Here is a 328-nt window from a genome sequence, read left to right on the forward strand (position 1 = left end):
CCCCCCCCCCCCCCCCCCCCCCCCCCCCCCCCCCCCCCCCCCCCCCCCCCCCCCCCCCCCCCCCCCCCCCCCCCCCCCCCCCCCCCCCCCCCCCCCCCCCCCCCCCCCCCCCCCCCCCCCCCCCTTCCCCCCCCCCCCCCCCCCCCCCCCCCCCCCACATCTTACTGTTCGTCGGCAGCGTCAGATGTGTATAAGAGACAGGTCCAGGTCAGCCCCGGCGGAAAAGCTTTTGCCATGTCCGGCCAGCACGATGACACGCACGCTGTCGTCCAGTTGCAGTGCCTTGAAGGCGGCGGTCAGTTCGGCAATCAGGGTTTCGTTCAGCGCA

General features: G+C 77.1%; 2 protein-coding genes. One reads left to right on the top strand and one right to left on the bottom strand.

From position 1 onward, the window contains the following. The coding region (locus tag JHD62_RS21655) for a hypothetical protein (protein WP_199104605.1) at positions 1-194 on the top strand (194 nt) is incomplete at its 5' end. On the opposite strand, the gene JHD62_RS22920 is transcribed toward JHD62_RS21655, so the two are convergent. After that, entirely contained in the window at positions 181-324 is a 144-nt protein-coding gene (locus tag JHD62_RS22920) for an enoyl-CoA hydratase-related protein (protein WP_255523059.1), read from the bottom strand. The genes JHD62_RS21655 and JHD62_RS22920 overlap by 14 nt on opposite strands. Between the last annotated feature and the right edge of the window lie 4 nt (positions 325-328).

It is taken from the genome of Aquitalea sp. ASV11 (assembly GCF_016429185.1).
GTDB lineage: Bacteria > Pseudomonadota > Gammaproteobacteria > Burkholderiales > Chromobacteriaceae > Aquitalea > Aquitalea pelogenes.